General features: G+C 71.4%; 17 protein-coding genes and 1 pseudogene. 13 read left to right on the top strand and 5 right to left on the bottom strand.

Going from position 1 to position 15,696, the window contains the following annotated elements; genetic code table 11:
* Positions 1–12: 12 nt before the first annotated feature.
* The gene (locus NF20_RS10870; protein ID WP_416332322.1) at positions 13–2,340 is read left to right on the top strand and encodes a DNA translocase FtsK 4TM domain-containing protein; all 2,328 of its coding nucleotides are present in this window, start codon (positions 13–15) and stop codon (positions 2,338–2,340) included.
* A gap of 91 nt (positions 2,341–2,431) precedes the next feature.
* Here the strand turns inward: NF20_RS10870 and NF20_RS10865 are convergent, their stop codons facing one another.
* Positions 2,432–2,956 carry an amino-acid N-acetyltransferase gene (locus NF20_RS10865; RefSeq protein WP_003878638.1) on the bottom strand — a complete coding sequence of 175 codons (525 nt, stop codon included), beginning with the start codon at positions 2,954–2,956 and terminating at the stop codon, positions 2,432–2,434.
* A gap of 83 nt (positions 2,957–3,039) precedes the next feature.
* Here NF20_RS10865 and pgsA point away from each other — a divergent pair, with 83 nt between their 5' ends.
* From pgsA to pspM, 4 genes are all read left to right on the top strand, one after another.
* Complete coding sequence (pgsA, locus tag NF20_RS10860) at positions 3,040–3,612, top strand: CDP-diacylglycerol--glycerol-3-phosphate 3-phosphatidyltransferase (protein WP_033712679.1); 573 nt, start codon at positions 3,040–3,042, stop codon at positions 3,610–3,612.
* A 129-nt stretch (positions 3,613–3,741) separates the two neighbouring features.
* Positions 3,742–4,068, top strand: a complete 327-nt coding sequence (clgR, locus tag NF20_RS10855; RefSeq protein ID WP_003875201.1) for a transcriptional regulator ClgR — start codon at positions 3,742–3,744, stop codon at positions 4,066–4,068.
* A 118-nt stretch (positions 4,069–4,186) separates the two neighbouring features.
* Positions 4,187–5,014, top strand: a complete 828-nt coding sequence (gene pspA / locus NF20_RS10850) for a phage shock protein PspA (RefSeq protein ID WP_023896828.1) — start codon at positions 4,187–4,189, stop codon at positions 5,012–5,014.
* A gap of 3 nt (positions 5,015–5,017) precedes the next feature.
* On the top strand, positions 5,018–5,827 hold the full coding sequence (gene pspM / locus NF20_RS10845; protein ID WP_011725583.1) for a phage shock envelope stress response protein PspM: 810 nt from the start codon (positions 5,018–5,020) through the stop codon (positions 5,825–5,827).
* On the opposite strand, the gene NF20_RS10840 is transcribed toward pspM, so the two are convergent.
* Positions 5,824–6,222, bottom strand: coding sequence for a DUF5313 domain-containing protein (locus NF20_RS10840; protein ID WP_003875204.1), 399 nt, complete (start codon positions 6,220–6,222; stop codon positions 5,824–5,826). The genes pspM and NF20_RS10840 overlap by 4 nt on opposite strands.
* A 7-nt stretch (positions 6,223–6,229) precedes the next feature.
* Positions 6,230–6,661: a limonene-1,2-epoxide hydrolase gene (locus tag NF20_RS10835; protein WP_009977994.1), complete on the bottom strand. Its 432-nt coding sequence runs from the start codon at positions 6,659–6,661 to the stop codon at positions 6,230–6,232.
* Positions 6,662–6,713: 52 nt separating this feature from the next.
* Between NF20_RS10835 and NF20_RS10830 the strand changes: the two are divergent.
* The 3 genes and pseudogenes from NF20_RS10830 to NF20_RS10820 all read left to right on the top strand — a co-directional run bounded on the left by NF20_RS10830 (position 6,714) and on the right by NF20_RS10820 (position 8,422).
* A pseudogene (locus NF20_RS10830) lies at positions 6,714–7,872 on the top strand (glycosyltransferase).
* A gap of 44 nt (positions 7,873–7,916) precedes the next feature.
* The gene (locus tag NF20_RS10825; protein WP_003875207.1) at positions 7,917–8,201 is read left to right on the top strand and encodes a hypothetical protein; all 285 of its coding nucleotides are present in this window, start codon (positions 7,917–7,919) and stop codon (positions 8,199–8,201) included.
* Between the two features lie 26 nt (positions 8,202–8,227).
* On the top strand, positions 8,228–8,422 hold the full coding sequence (locus NF20_RS10820) for a DUF3046 domain-containing protein (protein ID WP_009977991.1): 195 nt from the start codon (positions 8,228–8,230) through the stop codon (positions 8,420–8,422).
* Between the two features lie 16 nt (positions 8,423–8,438).
* On the opposite strand, the gene NF20_RS10815 is transcribed toward NF20_RS10820, so the two are convergent.
* The gene (locus tag NF20_RS10815; protein ID WP_033717288.1) at positions 8,439–9,095 is read right to left on the bottom strand and encodes a (2Fe-2S)-binding protein; all 657 of its coding nucleotides are present in this window, start codon (positions 9,093–9,095) and stop codon (positions 8,439–8,441) included.
* Between the two features lie 178 nt (positions 9,096–9,273).
* On the opposite strand from NF20_RS10815, the gene recA reads away from it, so the two are divergent.
* The 4 genes from recA to NF20_RS10795 are packed head-to-tail and all read left to right on the top strand — an operon-like array spanning position 9,274 to position 12,966.
* Positions 9,274–10,326 (top strand): recombinase RecA, encoded by a 1,053-nt coding sequence (gene recA / locus NF20_RS10810; protein ID WP_003875210.1) that lies wholly within the window; start codon positions 9,274–9,276, stop codon positions 10,324–10,326.
* A complete protein-coding gene (recX, locus tag NF20_RS10805; RefSeq protein ID WP_033712682.1) occupies positions 10,292–10,813 on the top strand; it encodes a recombination regulator RecX in 522 nt (173 codons plus the stop codon). Before recA ends, recX begins: the two co-directional genes overlap by 35 nt.
* 51 nt (positions 10,814–10,864) lie before the next feature.
* The gene (gene miaB / locus NF20_RS10800) at positions 10,865–12,370 is read left to right on the top strand and encodes a tRNA (N6-isopentenyl adenosine(37)-C2)-methylthiotransferase MiaB (protein ID WP_255250783.1); all 1,506 of its coding nucleotides are present in this window, start codon (positions 10,865–10,867) and stop codon (positions 12,368–12,370) included.
* Positions 12,367–12,966 (top strand): hypothetical protein, encoded by a 600-nt coding sequence (locus NF20_RS10795; RefSeq protein WP_033712684.1) that lies wholly within the window; start codon positions 12,367–12,369, stop codon positions 12,964–12,966. Before miaB ends, NF20_RS10795 begins: the two co-directional genes overlap by 4 nt.
* A 9-nt stretch (positions 12,967–12,975) precedes the next feature.
* Here the strand turns inward: NF20_RS10795 and NF20_RS10790 are convergent, their stop codons facing one another.
* Positions 12,976–14,310, bottom strand: a complete 1,335-nt coding sequence (locus NF20_RS10790) for a DUF349 domain-containing protein (protein ID WP_062887777.1) — start codon at positions 14,308–14,310, stop codon at positions 12,976–12,978.
* 393 nt (positions 14,311–14,703) lie between these two features.
* Between NF20_RS10790 and NF20_RS10785 the strand changes: the two genes are divergently transcribed.
* Positions 14,704–15,690: a DMT family transporter gene (locus NF20_RS10785; RefSeq protein WP_019733527.1), complete on the top strand. Its 987-nt coding sequence runs from the start codon at positions 14,704–14,706 to the stop codon at positions 15,688–15,690.
* Positions 15,691–15,696: the final 6 nt, after the last annotated feature.

Genomic DNA, 15,696 nt, shown 5'->3' with positions numbered 1-15,696 from the left:
CGCGCCGGCTGGATGCTGGCCGCCCGGGGCACCGGCGGCGCGGCCCGGTCGATCGGGCGGGCCCGCGACATCGACCCCGGGCACCGCCGCGACGGCATCGCGCTGCTGCTGCTGGGCTTCTCGGTGGTGGTCGCCGCCAGCTCGTGGTTCCACGCCGCCGGGCCGGTCGGGGCCTGGGTGGACACCGCGCTGCGGACGTTCATCGGCGCGGGCGTGCTGGCGCTGCCGGTCGTCACGGCCGCGGTGGCGGTGACGCTGATGCGCACCGAGCCCGATCCCGACGTGCGGCCCAGGCTGATCCTGGGCGCCGGGCTGATCGCCCTGTCGGTGCTGGGCCTGCGCCACCTGTGGTCGGGATCGCCGGGCGACCCCGACGCGCGCCGGCGCGCGGCCGGATTCATCGGCTTCGCCATCGGCGGCCCGCTCTCCGACGGGCTGACGCCCTGGATCGCGGCGCCGCTGCTGTTCATCGGCTTTATGTTCGGGCTGCTGCTGTTGACCGGCACCACCATCCGCGAGCTGCCCGTGGTGATGCGCAACCTGTTCCACACCCGGTTCGTCGAGGACTACACCGACGAGGACTACGGCGACGAGGACTACGCCGACGGGGACTACGGCGACGAGCCCTACGACTACGCCGGCGAATTCGACGACGCGGCCGCGCAACCGGAGCCGGAACCGGCGGCGTGGGCGCCCGACGACGACGCCCAGGCCGCGCTGCAGGACGACATCCCCACCGTGCCCGAGCCCGCCGTCAAAACCGGGCGCGGCCGCAAGCGGGGACGCGCGGCCGACAACTCCGACACCATCGAGCTGGACCGGGTGGTCGAGGGACCCTACGTGCTGCCGTCGCTGAGCCTGCTGGTGGCCGGGGACCCGCCGAAGAAGCGCAGCGCCGCGAACAACGTCATGGCCGACGCCATCACCGAGGTGCTCAACCAGTTCAAGGTGGACGCCGCCGTCACCGGCTGCACCCGCGGGCCGACCGTGACCCGCTACGAGGTGGAGCTGGGGCCCGGGGTGAAGGTGGAGAAGATCACCGCCCTGCAGAAGAACATCGCGTACGCGGTGGCCACCGAGAGCGTGCGGATGCTGGCGCCCATCCCCGGCAAGTCGGCCGTCGGCATCGAGGTGCCCAACACCGACCGCGAGATGGTGCGGCTGGCCGACGTGCTGACCGCCCCGTCCACCCGTCGCGACCACCACCCGCTGGTGATCGGCCTGGGCAAGGACATCGAGGGCGACTTCATTTCGGCGAACCTGGCCAAGATGCCGCACCTGCTGGTGGCCGGCTCCACCGGCTCCGGCAAGTCCAGCTTCGTCAACTCGATGCTGATCTCGCTGCTGGCCCGGGCCACCCCGGAAGAGGTCAGGATGATCCTGATCGACCCGAAGATGGTGGAACTGACGCCCTACGAAGGCATTCCGCATCTGATCACCCCGATCATCACCCAGCCCAAGAAGGCCGCCGCTGCGCTGGCCTGGCTGGTCGAGGAGATGGAGCAGCGCTACCAGGACATGCAGGCCTCCCGGGTGCGCCACATCGACGACTTCAACGCCAAGGTGCGCTCCGGTGAGATCACCGCGCCGCTGGGCAGCCAGCGCCAGTACCGGCCCTACCCGTACGTGGTGGCGATCGTCGACGAGCTGGCCGACCTGATGATGACCGCGCCGCGCGACGTCGAGGACGCCATCGTGCGGATCACCCAGAAGGCCCGCGCCGCGGGCATTCACCTGGTGCTGGCCACCCAGCGCCCGTCGGTGGACGTGGTCACCGGGTTGATCAAGACCAACGTGCCGTCCCGGCTGGCGTTCGCGACGTCGTCGCTCACCGACTCCCGGGTGATCCTGGACCAGGCCGGCGCGGAGAAGCTGATCGGCATGGGCGACGGCCTGTTCCTGCCGATGGGCGCGTCCAAGCCGATCCGGTTGCAGGGCGCCTTCATCACCGACGAGGAGATCCAGGCCGTCGTCGCCGCCTGCAAGGACCAGGCCGAACCCGAGTACACCGAGGGCGTCACCGCCGTCAAAACCAGCAGCGAACGCGCCGACGTCGACCCCGACATCGGCGACGACATGGACGTGTTCCTGCAGGCCGTCGAGCTGGTGGTGTCCAGCCAGTTCGGCTCCACCTCGATGCTGCAGCGCAAGCTGCGGGTCGGGTTCGCCAAGGCCGGCCGGCTGATGGACCTGATGGAGACCCGCGGCATCGTCGGGCCCTCCGAGGGGTCCAAGGCGCGCGAGGTGCTGGTCAAGCCCGACGAGCTGGCCGGCACGCTGGCGCTGATCCGCGGCTCCGGGGCCGGATCGGCCGACGCCGACGGCGGCGATCCCGACTAGCGCCGTTTAGCGCCGTTTAGCGCCGAACGTCACGCCAGCGTGACGTTCCGGCGCCAGCGTCACGCCAGCGTGACGCCCGCGCGGATGAGCGTTACAGCACCAGCAGCATCCGCGAGTTGCCGAGGATGTTCGGCTTGACGTAGCTCAGGTCCAAAAACTCGGCCACCCCGATGTCGTAGGAGCGGCACATCTCCTCGAACACCTCGGCGGTCACCGGCGTGCCCTCGATCTCGGTGAAGCCGTGCTTGCCAAAGAACTCGGTCTCGAACGTCAACACGAACAACCGCTTGAGCTCGAGCTCGCGGGCGACCTGCAGCAGCCGGTCCACGATTGCGTGGCCGATGCCGTGGCCGGTCATCGCCGGGTTGACCGCGACGGTGCGGATTTCGCCGAGGTCCGACCACAGCACGTGCAGCGCCCCGCACCCGACCACCCGGCCCGGGGAATCGGGGAGCTCGGCCACCCAGAATTCCTGGACCGCCTCATACAGCGTCACGAGGTTCTTTTCCAGCAGGATCTTTCCCGCGTAGGTGTCGACGAGTTCTTTGATGGCGGGAACATCGGACGTTCGCGCGCGTCGAACCAGCGGCCGGTAGCGCTGCGGACTTTCGGTCACGGCTAACAGTATCGGCATCACGGACGGCTGCGCTGGTCAACCGTTATTCTGTTGCGGTGCCGGGGCAGCCGCAGACGGGTCCGATGGTAGGGCGGGCAAACATCGCCAACCTGGCCAACACGTTGACCCTGCTGCGGCTGGTGTTGGTGCCGGTCTTTCTGCTCGCCCTGTTCGCCGGTGACGGCCACGAGACCGGCTTCCGCATCCTGGCTTTCCTGATCTTCGCGTTCGCCTGCATCACCGATCGGTTGGACGGGCTGCTGGCCCGCAACTACGGGATGGCCACCGAATTCGGCGCGTTCGTCGACCCGATCGCGGACAAGACGCTGGTCGGGTCGGCGCTGATCGGGCTGTCCATGCTCGGCGAGCTGCCGTGGTGGATCACCGTGCTGATCCTGGCCCGCGAATTCGGGGTCACCGTGCTGCGGTTGGCGGTCATCCGCCGGGGCGTGATCCCGGCCAGCTGGGGCGGCAAGCTCAAGACGGTGGTGCAGGTGTTGGCCATCGGTTTGTTCGTGCTGCCGTGGGCGGGCACGCCCGGGCCGTTCCGGGTGGGCGCGGCCGTGGTGATGGGCGCGGCCATCGTGCTCACGGTGATCACCGGGATCGACTACGTGGTCTCGACGGTGCGCGAAGTGCGCCGGACCGCCGCCTGATTCGGGCTGATTTTCGGCGTCCCCGAACGGGAACCACCGCGGCCCCGCCGGCGTTCACCTAATTGAGCACCTGCCGGAGGCGAGTGAAGAGGCGTGCCGCGCAGGGCCGACTGGACGAAGGAGGGCGGGATGCCGCCATTGGTGCGCGAGGTCATCGGCGACGTACTGCGCGAGGCCCGCACGACGCAAGGCCGGACACTGCGCGAGGTGTCCGATACGGCGCGGGTGAGCCTCGGCTACCTGTCCGAGGTGGAACGCGGCCGCAAGGAGCCGTCCAGCGAGCTGCTCAACGCGATCTGCGACGCGCTGGACGTTCCGTTGTCGTCGGTGCTCACCGACGCCGGCGAGCGGATGGCCAGCGAGGAACGCGCGGCCGTCGCCGCGCCGGCCGGCCCCAGCATCGACGCCAGCACCAAGGTCGTCATCCCGCCGGTGGCCAGCCTGGCGCTGGCCTGAGCGGCGGGATCCCCGCAAGGGGTACGGCGATCGGCGCCGACCCACTAAATTGAGCGACAGGCGTGGAGCCTTTTCAGGGCCGCCGCGGCCCCTCGAGAAGCGAAGGTGGAGCTGACTGATGGCCAATCCGTTCGTCAAGGCGTGGAAGTACCTGATGGCGAAGTTCAACGCCACGATCGACGAGCGCGCCGACCCCAAGGTGCAGATCCAGCAGGCCATCGAGGAAGCCCAGCGCACCCACCAGGCGCTGACCCAGCAGGCCGCTCAGGTCATCGGCAACCAGCGCCAACTCGAGATGCGGCTCAATCGCCAGCTCGCCGACGTGGAGAAGCTGCAGGTCAACGTGCGTCAGGCGCTGACGCTGGCCGACCAGGCCACCGCCGCCGGCGACACCGCCAAGGCCACCGAGTACAACAACGCCGCCGAGGCGTTCGCCGCCCAGCTGGTCACCGCCGAGCAAAGCGTCGAAGACCTCAAGACGCTGCACGACCAGGCGCTCAACGCCGCCGCCCAGGCCAAGAAGGCGGTCGAGCAGAACGCGATGGTGTTGCAGCAGAAGATCGCCGAGCGCACCAAGCTGCTCAGCCAGCTCGAACAGGCCAAGATGCAGGAACAGGTCAGCGCCTCACTGCAGTCGATGAGCGAGCTGGCCGCCCCCGGCAACGTGCCCAGCCTGGACGAGGTGCGCGACAAGATCGAGCGGCGCTACGCCAACGCGATCGGGGCCGCCGAACTGGCACAGGGCTCCGTGCAGGGCAGGATGCTCGAGGTCGAGCAGGCCGGCGTGCAGATGGCCGGGCATTCCCGGCTCGAGCAGATCCGCGCCTCGATGCGGGGCGAGGCGTTGCCGACCGGAGGCACATCGGCCGCCGGCGGTACCCAGGCCACCCCCGCGCCCGGCCAGGGCGCCGGCGACGCGGTCAGCGAGAAACCACTTGGTCAGTAGCTCATGGCCGTGAACGCAACGCAGCCCGGGCCGTGGCGGGCGTTGCTGCAGCGCGGAGTGGCCGCCGCCGCCGACCTTTCCGACCTGGTGGCCCGCAAGATCAGCGCGGCCACGGACCCGCGGGCGCGCCTGCTGCGCCGCCGCCGCCGCGCGCTGCGCTGGGGCCTGATCTTCACCGCCGGGTGCGCGTTCTGGGCGGTGCTGACGATCGTGCTGGCCGCCTGGGGATGGTTCGCCCTGCTCCTGGAGATCACCGGCGCCGTCGCGGTCGTGATGGCCATTCCGGCGACGTTGCTGCTGCTGCGCTACCGCTGGCTGCGGGCCGAGCCGCTGCCGGCGCCCCGGCCGGCGACCGTGCGCCGGCTGCCGCCGCCGGGTTCGGCGGCCCGCCCGGCGATGTACGCGCTGGGCGCCTCCGAACGCGGCTTCGCCTCGTTGCTGGCCGTGCTGGAGCGGGGCGCGATGTTGCCGGCCGCCGAAATCCGCGACCTGACCGCGGCCGCCGGCCGCACCTCGGCGGCCATGGCGTCCACCGCCGCTCAGGTGGTGTCCATGGAACGGGCGGCGCAGGCCGGCGAGGAATCCCGGTCGTATCTGGCGCCTACCATCAACGCGTTTACCGCGCAGCTGAGCGCCGGGGTGCGCCAGTACAACGAAATGGTCACCGCCGCAGCGAGATTGGTGTCCGCGGCCAACGGTGACGGGTCAACCGCGTCGCAGCACTACCGGGCCGAGCTGGTCGGGGCCACCGACCGGCTGAACGGGTGGGCGCAGGCCTTCGACGAACTCGGCGGGTTACGCGGCGCCGGTTAGTCTTCCGGGCGCGGGCCGTAGCGCTCGATGTAGGAGCGGTGGATGTGGGCGTCGCGCTGCCGGGAGACCTCGTCGACCAGCTCGGGGTCCAGATCGTGCACGGCCAGCATGTGCCGGCGCCACACCTTGTTGAGCGCGTGCGAAAAGTACACGAACGGAATGAGAATCGGCAGCGTCATGCTCAGGTGAACGTCGAGCGTCGTCGGGATCAACCAGAACGGGGCCAGCACCAGCACCGCCGGCACCGCCACCCGCCGCATCATCCGGGCCGTCGCGCCCTTGCCGGCCAGGTCGTTGCGCACCCAGTCGCGCATCGAGTCCGGCAGCCGCCCGCCGCAGCAATAGCGGACGAACTGAACGAAATTCGGCCGGGTGCGGCCCCTGTCCTGGCTCATGGCGCGCTCAGAACGTGGCTTTCAGCGACGGCAGCAGCAGCGCGGCCACCCCGCGCGCCGTGGCCTTGAGCATGTCAAAGAAGTCGAAGTAGTCCCGCCACAACGTGATTCGCCCGTTCTGCACCTCGAACACGCCGCACACCCAGAACTGCAGCCGCAGCGGGCCGAAGATCAGTGCATCGGTGCGTTCGGTGAGCACCGCGCCGCCGTCGGCCGCGATGCGGTGGATCTTCACCTCGAAGGCGGCGCGGCCCTCCATCCGGCGAAACAGCTTCATGGCTCGGGCCCGGCCGTGGATGGTGGGCAGCCCGACGTTCTCGTAGACGAGGTCGTCGGCCAGTGCGGCCTCGGCGGCGTCGTAATCCGCGTCCTGCAGCGCGTTGAGGAATCCTTCGACCGTACGGGTGTTCGCAACGGTGGTCCCAGTCAGCTCGGTCATATCGCCAGCGTAGGCGAGCGTGGCGGCCGAACGCTGTGGCAGGGTGAATCCGATGCGCGTCGCCGTGGTCGCCGGGCCGGATCCCGGGCATTCGTTCCCGGCGATCGCGCTGTGCCGCCGCTTCGCCGACGCCGGCGATACCCCCACGCTGTTCACCGGCGCCCAGTGGCTGGACACCGCCCGCGGCGCCGGCGTCGACGCCGTCGAACTGGACGGACTGGCGGCCACCGACGAGGACGTCGACGCCGGGGCCCGCATCCACCGCCGCGCCGCCCGGATGGCGGTGCTCAACGTGCCCGCCCTGCGCGACCTGGCGCCCGACCTGGTGGTGTCCGACGTCATCACCGCCGGCGGCGGGATGGCCGCCGAGCTGCTCGGCATCCCGTGGATCGAGCTCAGCCCGCATCCGCTCTACCTGCCGTCCAAGGGGTTGCCGCCGATCGGCAGCGGGCTGGCCCCGGGCACCGGCCTGCGCGGACGGCTGCGTGACGCCACCATGCGCGCGCTGACCGCGCGCTCCTGGCGGGCCGGGCTGCGGCAGCGCGCCGCGGCGCGGCCGAGATCGGCTTGCCGGCCGCGACCCGGGGCCGCTGCGCCGGCTGATCGCCACCCTGCCCGCCCTCGAGGTGTCCCGGCCCGGCTGGCCGGACGAGGCCGTGCTGGTGGGGCCGCTGCACTTCGAGCCGACCGACCGGGTGCTGGACATCCCGGCCGGTTCCGGGCCGGTGGTGGTGGTCGCGCCGTCGACCGCGCTGACCGGCGCCCGGGGTCTGGCCGAGGTGGCGCTGTCCTGCCTGACGCCGGGGGAGACGCTGCCGGCCGGGGCGCGGCTGGTGGTGTCCCGGCTGGCCGGGCCGGAGCTGGCGGCGCCGCCGTGGGCGGTGGTCGGGCTGGGCAGTCAGGCCGAGTTGCTGCGGCACGCCGACGTGGTGGTCTGCGGCGGCGGGCACGGGATGGTGGCGAAGACGCTGCTGGCCGGGGTGCCGCTGGTGGCGGTGCCCGGCGGCGGCGACCAGTGGGAGATCGCCAACCGGGTGGTCCGCCAGGGCAGCGCCCGGCTGATCCGGCCGCTGAGCGCCGACGCGCTGGTGGCCGCGGTGAACGAGGTGCTGTCGTCACCGGGCTACCGGGCGGCCGCGCAGCGCGCCGCCGCCGGCATCGCCGACGTCGCCGATCCGGTCCGGGTGTGCCGCGAGGCGCTGGCCGGATGACCTTATGCTTCGGCGGGAGGCACCCATCTCGGCGGGAGGCACCCATGAGGATCATCACCACGTTCGCCGCGGGCGCCGTGCTGGCCGGGGCGCTGTTCGGCTCGCCGTTGTGGGCCGGCCCGGCCCACGCCGACAGCGCCGATCAGCAGCAGGCCTGCCAGTTGATGGACGACCCGGCCGCCGCCGAGCAGGGACTGGCGCCGGCCGAGTACGCCTTCATGCAATTGCGCGCCACCATGTCCGCGCAACGCGCCCGCGACACCATGTCCCTGGCGGTGCAGACGTATTGCCCCAACCACCTGATCGACCTGCCGGCCAGCTGGCGCTGAGGACGCGTCTGGGTATGTTGGCTGGGATGCGGCTCACGGAGTTCCACGAGCGGGTGGTGTTGCGCTTCGGCACCACCTACGGCTCATCGGTGTTGGTGGATCACGTACTGACCGGTTTGGGCGGGCGGACGGCGGCGCAGGCGATCGAGGACGGTGTGGACCCGCGCGACGTCTGGCGGGCGTTGTGCGTCGACTTCGACGTGCCGCGGGAGCAGTGGTGAGCCCGCAAAGCGGGTGCTATCGATCCAGCACGCAGTCGCCGCACACCGAGCCCCCGGGCAGCCGGTAGAACAGGCAGCAGCTGGCCCGCCGGAAGTCCAGCGGCGGGCCGGTGACGGTGCCGGCGCCGGACATGATGCCGGTGTCCAGCAGCGCCAGGGTGGACTCGATGATCGCGGAGCGCAGGTCCGGCCGCGCCGACAACAGCGCCCGCGCCGCCCCGACCAGCGCCGAGGCCACGTTGCCGGCGAGCAGGGCGGGCGCCAGCCCGACGCGCAGGCCCGCGGCCAGCGGACCCAGGTGCTCGTCCACCACGAGGCGATACAGCAGCTCGGGGTGCGGCGCGGTGACGCGCCGCCCGACGGGCTCGGGCAGCCGCAGCTGCGCGCCGGTCGCGGCGCGGTGCAGGTCGCCGAGGTCGGGGACGACGCCGTGGCCGATCGCGCAGCCCAGCACCGGCGACCACAGCCGGCTGGCGTGGGCCAGGTGCACCAGCGAGGCGCCGATCCGCAGGTCACGGGTGCGGTAGCGGCGGGCGGTGGCCGCGATCAGGTCGGCGCTGCCGTCGGCGTAGCACTCGGTGGCCGGGCGCCAGCCGGCCGGGTCGCCGCCCACGGTCAGCGCGAAGAAGCCGCCGTAGGACGACACTTCCGACAGTTGCGGGGAGATATCCAGGATGTCGGCCGGCCTTTCGCGGCTGCCGCGGCGCCCGCGGCGTGTCGAACTTGAATCGAACACCTGTTCGGCTACTGTGGGGGAGGTTCGCAGCGTCAACTTGTCGGTGGCCTTCTCTAGTGTCACCGCCAACCGACCGATACCGGTCAGAAGACACACCGACTATAGGAGAGGCACCATGACGCAAGCCCCCGACCGCGAGAAGGCTCTCGAACTGGCGATGGCCCAGATCGAAAAGAGCTACGGGAAAGGCTCGGTGATGCGTCTCGGCGACGAGATGCGTCAGCCGATCTCGGTCATCCCGACCGGATCCATCGCCCTGGACGTCGCCTTGGGCATCGGCGGCCTGCCCCGCGGCCGGGTCGTGGAGATCTACGGCCCGGAATCCTCGGGTAAGACCACCGTCGCCCTGCACGCGGTGGCCAACGCCCAGGCCGCCGGCGGTGTCGCGGCGTTCATCGACGCCGAGCACGCGCTGGACCCCGAGTACGCCAAGAAGCTCGGCGTGGACACCGATTCGCTGCTGGTCAGCCAGCCGGACACGGGGGAGCAGGCGCTCGAGATCGCCGACATGCTGATCCGCTCCGGCGCGCTGGACATTCTGGTCATCGACTCGGTGGCCGCGCTGGTGCCGCGCGCCGAGCTGGAGGGCGAGATGGGGGACAGCCACGTCGGGCTGCAGGCCCGGCTGATGAGCCAGGCGCTGCGGAAAATGACTGGCGCGCTGAACAATTCGGGCACCACCGCGATCTTCATCAACCAGCTGCGGGAGAAGATCGGGGTGATGTTCGGCAGCCCGGAGACCACGACGGGTGGCAAGGCGTTGAAGTTCTACGCCTCGGTGCGCATGGACGTGCGCCGGATCGAGACGCTCAAGGACGGCACCAACGCGGTCGGCAACCGCACCCGGGTCAAGATCGTCAAGAACAAGGTGTCGCCGCCGTTCAAGCAGGCCGAGTTCGACATCCTCTACGGCCGGGGGATCAGCCGGGAGGGCTCGCTGATCGACATGGGTGTGGATCAGGGCTTCATCCGCAAGTCCGGTTCCTGGTTCACCTATGAGGGCGAGCAGCTCGGCCAGGGCAAGGAGAACGCCCGCACCTTCTTGATGGAGAACGACGAGGTCGCCAACGAGATCGAGAAGAAGATCAAGGAAAAGCTCGGCATTGGCGCGGTCGTGACCGATGACTTGTCCGATGACGGCGTCCTGCCCGCCCCCGTCGACTTCTGAGCCCTCCCGCGAGGAGCAGGCGCGGGCCCTGTGCCTGCGCCTGCTCACCGCGCGAGCGCGCACCCGCGCCGAGCTGCACGGCCGGCTGGCCAAACGGGGCTATCCCGACGACGTCAGCACCGCTGTGCTCGACCGGCTGGCCGCCGTCGGCCTGATCGACGACGCCGACTTCGCCCAGCAGTGGGTGCAGTCCCGGCGGGCGCATGCCGGCAAGAGCAAGCGCGCCCTGGCCGCCGAGTTGCACACCAAGGGGGTGGACGACGACGTGATCACCAGCGTGCTGGCCGGGATCGACGCCGGCGCCGAGCGGGACCGGGCCGAGCAACTGGTCCGGTCCAAGCTGCGCCGCGAGACGCTGGCGCAGGACGACGCGTGGGTGACCCGCCGGCTGGTGGGGATGCTGGCCCGGCGCGGCTACAGCCAGAACCTGGCGTGCGAGGTGGTGCTGGCCGAGCTGGCCGCCGAACGGGAGCGCCGCCGCGTCTAGCCGATGACGTGCGGTTTCTCCCGTGCGGACCGCTCGCCGTACCATGGCCCCGTGACTTCGACGGTGGCCCGGGATGTTTTGGGAGTGCGCACCTATCAGGTGCGCACCTACGGCTGCCAGATGAACGTGCACGACTCCGAGCGGCTGGCGGGTCTGCTGGAGGCGGCCGGCTACCGGCGGGCCGCCGAGGGGGCTGAGGTCGCCGACGTGGTGGTGTTCAACACCTGCGCGGTCCGGGAGAACGCCGACAACAAGCTGTACGGCAACCTCAGCCACCTGGCGCCGCGCAAGCGGGGCAACCCGGAGATGCAGATCGCGGTCGGTGGCTGCCTGGCCCAGAAGGACCGCGAGGCCGTGCTGCGCCGGGCGCCCTGGGTCGACGTCGTGTTCGGCACCCACAACATCGGGTCGCTGCCCACCCTGCTGGAGCGGGCCCGGCACAACAAGGCCGCCCAGGTGGAGATCGCCGAGGCGCTGCAGCAGTTCCCCTCGTCGCTGCCCAGTGCGCGCGAATCCGCTTATGCCGCTTGGGTTTCCATCTCGGTCGGCTGCAACAACAGCTGCACGTTCTGCATCGTCCCGTCGCTGCGCGGCAAGGAGGTCGACCGCAGTCCCGACGACATCCTGGCCGAGGTCAGGTCCCTGGTGGCCGACGGCGTCCTCGAGGTCACGCTGCTGGGTCAGAACGTCAACGCCTACGGGGTGTCCTTCGCCGACCCGGCGCTGCCCCGCGACCGCGGCGCGTTCGCCCGGCTGTTGCGGGCCTGCGGCGAGATCGACGGGCTGGAACGGGTGCGGTTCACCTCGCCGCATCCGGCCGAGTTCACCGACGACGTCATCGAGGCCATGGCGCAGACCCCGAACGTGTGCCCCGCCCTGCACATGCCGCTGCAGTCCGGCTCCGACCGGGTGCTGCGCGCGATGCGGCGCTCGTACCGCGCCGAGCGTTTCCTCGGCATCATCGACCGGGTCCGGGCCGCCATGCCGCACGCCGCCATCACCACCGACCTGATCGTCGGGTTCCCCGGCGAGACCGAAGAGGACTTCGCGGCCACCCTGGACGTGGTGCGCCGGGCCCGGTTCGCGGCCGCCTTCACCTTCCAGTACTCCAAGCGGCCCGGCACCCCGGCCGCCGAGCTCGACGGGCAGATCCCGAAAGCCGTTGTGCAGGAACGCTATGAGCGCCTCGTCGAGCTGCAGGAGTCGATCTCGCTGCAGGGCAACCAGGCCCTGGTCGGCCAGACCGTCGAGCTGCTGGTCGCCACGGGGGAGGGGCGCAAGGACAGCGCCACCGCCCGGATGAGCGGACGCGCCCGCGACGGCCGGCTGGTGCACTTCGCCGCCGACGACCGGGTGCGCCCCGGCGACCTGGTCACCACGGTCATCACCGGGGCCGCACCGCACCACCTGATCGCCGACGCCGGCATCCTCAGCCATCGCCGCACCCGGGCCGGTGACGCGCACGCCGCCGGCCGGCGCCCGCGCGGCGTCGGTCTCGGCATGCCCGCCGTTGGGCCGCCGGCCGGCCCGGCCCAACCCGTTGGATGTGCCTCATGAACGACGACCGCAACCACGACGACCCCCGGCTGGGCGCGCTGCGCACCGAGATCGAGGCCGCCGAACGGCGGGTGGCCGGCGGCATCGACCCCGGCGCCCGCGGCTTCGTGGTGTCGATCCTGGTGTTCGTGCTGCTGGGCTCGTTCATCCTGCCGCACACCGGCGACGTGCGCGGCTGGGACGTCTTGTTCGGCACCCACGACGCGGGCGCGGCCGCGGTGGCCCTGCCGTCGCGGGTGTTCGGCTGGCTGGCGCTGGTGTTCGGCGTGGGCTTCTCGACGCTGGCGCTGGTGACCCGGCGCTGGGCGCTGGCCTGGATTGCGTTGGCTGGCACCGCGATTGCCGGCGCCGCGGGGATGCTGGCGATCTGGTCGCGGCAGACCGTGCCCGCCGGGCATCCCGGGCCGGGGTGGGGCCTGATCATCGCCTGGATCACCGTGCTGGTGCTCATCTACCAGTGGGCCCGGGTGGTGTGGTCGCGCACCATCGTGCAGCTCGCCGCCGAGGAGCAGCGCCGCCGGGTCGCCGCGCAACAGCAGTCGACCACCCTGCTCGACGATCTGCCCAAGCCCGAGGATCCTGCCGCCGGGGCCTGACGCCGGCGGTCAGGGCTTGCGGGACAGCGCCTCGACGGCCGCCTGCGCCCACTGCCGCCACTGCTCGGCGTTGGCCCGCGCCTCCTCGGCCTCCTTGGTGCGGCCCGCCGCGGCGGCCTTGCGGGCCTGCTGTTCGTACTGCTCGGCGCGGGCCTGGAACTGCTCGGCCCGGGCCTGCGCCTGCGGGTCGGACCAGCCCGCGTCGCCGGCCTCGCGCACCTTCTTCTCCACCGCGCGCAGCCGGCGCTCCAGCTCGGCGGAGCGCTCCCGCGGCACCTTGCCGATCGCATCCCACTTCTCGGCGATCGCGCGCAGCGCCGCCCGGGCGGCGTCGTGGTTGCCGGTGTCCAGTTTCTCCGCCTCGGCCAGCAGCGCCTCCTTGGCGGCGGCGTTGGCGCGCAACTCCGCGTCCTTCTCTGCCGTCGCGGCGTTGCGCGCGGTGAAGAACACGTCCTGGGCCTGCTTGAACCGCCGCCACAGCGCGTCGTCGACCTCCCGGGCCGCGCGGCCGGCCGCCTTCCATTCAGCCAGCAGCTTGCGGAATTCCGCGCTGGTGGCCGTCCAGTCGGTCGATCCGGATAGCTCCTCGGCCCGCTCGCAGAGCCGCTCCTTGGCCTGGCGGATGCTCGAGCGTTCCCGGTCCAACTCGGCGAAATGGGCGCCCCGCCGCCGGTTGAAGGCCTCCCGGGCCGCGCTGTAGCGCTTCCACAGCGCATCGTCCACCCGGCGGTCCAGGCCGGTGATGGTCTTCCACTCGTCGAGGATTGCGCGCAGCCGGTCGCCGGCGGCCTTCCACTGCGTCGAGTTGGCGGCCAGCTCCTCGGCCTCGGCGGCCAGCGCCTCCTTGCGGGCGGTCTGCGCGGCCCGATGCTCCTCGCGCCGCGAGCGCTCGGCGGCGACGGCCGCCTCGGCCTGTTCGGCGATGCTGGCCAGCCGGGCCGCGAGCGCATCGATGTCGCCCAGCACCGTCGCCGTCGGCAGCGCCTCGGCCAGCTCGGAGGCGTGCGCCTTGATCTTGCGCGCATCCCCGGTCCCGGACGCCAGCCGCTCCTCCATCAGGGTGACCTCGGTGGCCAGGTCGTCGAACCGCCGGCCGAAGTGGGCGAACGCGGCCTCCCGGTCGCCGGCCTGCCAGGAGCCGACGACGCGCTCGCCGGCCGCGCTGATCAGCCACACCGTGCCGTCGTCGTCCACCCGCCCGAACCGGTGCGGGTCGCTGGGCGGCGGCGGCACCACCACCGGGTGGGCGGCCGGGCGCCCCGCGCTCACGGGCCGGGGACCGGGTCGCGGACCCGGGCGCGGCGCAGGCCGAGCCGAATCGTCGCGAGGCTGGTCACCCGTCATGCGCTCGTCACTACACCTTTCGCACCGTCCGCGCGGGTCAGTGTCCCGCGCGCCTGCCGCGCGTGGCGGCACCGTCTCCTGCAGCCGCGGATGACCGATCCAGGTTTTCCCAGCAGCTGCTTAACAGTATTCAAGCAGCTTGCCCCGCCGCTCGCCGCCACCTTGGCATTCCACCGAAGAACGCCCGCCGGCTCCCTGTGACGTTCTCTTAGAGTTATCCAAGCGGCTACATAGATTGCTGAAGTAATAATCGAGTGATCACCTTGGGACGCGGTCCGCCAACGTGTGGAACGTCATGAATTTGTAGTTGAACTGAACGCGAATTGTGCGTGCATTTGCTTGCGCCTCGGGGAAAGCTAGTCCGGACGGGTCGCGAGGCGGAGGGGTCGGAACATGTCGAAGGTTGATGTCGCTGCGTTGATCGCCCTGTGCGCGGCGTTGGCCTCCGCGGTCGGCGACGTGATCCGCCAGCGCTCCGCGCACGAGATCACCGACAAACCGGTGGGCCACCTCGAACTGTTCCGCATGTCGCTGCGCGACACGCGCTGGTGGCTGGGCGGCCTGGCCGCGATCACCAACTACAGCCTGCAGGCCGCCGCGCTGGCCTGGGGGTCGGTGGTGCTGGTGACCGCCCTGCAGGTGACGGCGCTGCTGTTCGCCCTGCCCCTCTACGCGCGGCTGGCCCACCAGCGGATCAAACCGCGGGAGTGGGCGTGGGCGCTGATTCTGGCCACCGCCCTGGCCGTGGTGATCATCGTCGGCGACCCGGCATCCGGCAAGCAGCGCGCCCCGCTGCACATCTGGGTGATCGTGGCCCTGGTCATGGTGCCGGTGCTGGTGGCCTGCGTGGTGGCGGCGCGCAGGTGGGCCGGCAGCCCGTTCGCGGCGGTGCTGCTGGCGGTGGTCGCGGGTTCGTCGCTGGCGCTGTTCGCGGTGCTGACCAAGGGTGTGGTCGAGATGTCCGAGCACAGCCTGGTCGGTGTGCTGACCTCGCCGGAGTTCGTGCCCTGGCTGTTGGTGGCGCTGACCGGGATGATCTTCCAGCAATCGGCGTTTCGCGCCGGCGCGCTGACCGCCTCGCTGCCGACGATGACGGTGGCCAAGCCGGTGGTGGCCGGGCTGCTCGGCGTGCTGGTGCTCGACGAGACGCTCAACGCGCACGGTCCCAAGGCGTTCGTGCTGGTCGGCGCCGTCGCGGTGGTGATCGTCGCGACCATCGCGCTGGCCCGCGGCGAGGCCGCCAGCATCAACCGGCCCGAGCCCGGCCCGGGCAGCGCCCCGCGAAAAGCCCGTGACACCGCCGCCGACGTCGCCGCGGACGACGACGACACCGGTCCGTTCAGCGGCCGGCTGCTGGTGGCCGACAGCTCCCGGTGGTGACCCCGG

The organism is Mycobacterium sp. MAC_080597_8934, from assembly GCF_000523975.1.
GTDB lineage: Bacteria > Actinomycetota > Actinomycetes > Mycobacteriales > Mycobacteriaceae > Mycobacterium > Mycobacterium avium.
Note: the sequence above shows the minus strand (reverse complement) of the source record. Positions and strands in the feature narration are given on the sequence as shown.